Annotated in this window: 1 protein-coding gene; it reads left to right on the top strand. The window is 63.0% G+C overall.

What is annotated here, in order from left to right:
* Nucleotides 1-524, top strand: a 524-nt coding sequence (locus tag HV670_RS30485) for a filamentous hemagglutinin N-terminal domain-containing protein (protein WP_175108611.1), incomplete at both ends; no start/stop codon positions are given.

Here is a 524-nt window from a genome sequence, read left to right as displayed (position 1 = left end):
GCAAGTCGTGGCGGCGCCTTCGGGAAACAGCAAGCCGGTCGTCGGCGTGACGGCCAATGGCACGCCGCTCGTCCAGATTTCGACGCCGAACGGCGCGGGCGTGTCGAACAATAACTTCACGCAGTACAACGTCGGCAGCAAGGGTCTGATTCTCAACAATGCGACCGGCCATTTGCAAACTCAACAGGCCGGACTGGTCGGCGCGAACCCGTCTCTCGCCGGCAGCGGCGCGCGGGTCATCGTCAACCAGGTCGTCGGCGGCAGCCCGAGTCAATTGCTCGGCTACACCGAGGTCGCGGGTCAACGTGCCGATGTGATCATCGCGAATCCGGCGGGTATTTTTTGCAATGGTTGCGGCTTCATCAACACGAATCGCGGCGTGTTGGCGGCCGGCACGCCCGTCTTCGGCGGATCGGGCAGCCTCGATGCGTTTCACGTGACGGGAGGCCAGATCCAGATCGGATCGAACGGGCTGAATGTGAGCGGCATTGATCAGGTCGACCTGATCGCTCGTAGCGTAGCGC

It is taken from the genome of Pararobbsia alpina (assembly GCF_902859895.1).
GTDB classification, from domain to species: Bacteria; Pseudomonadota; Gammaproteobacteria; order Burkholderiales; family Burkholderiaceae; genus Pararobbsia; species Pararobbsia alpina.
The sequence above is the reverse complement of the archived record's forward strand: the minus strand, read 5'-3'. Positions and strand labels throughout refer to the sequence as shown.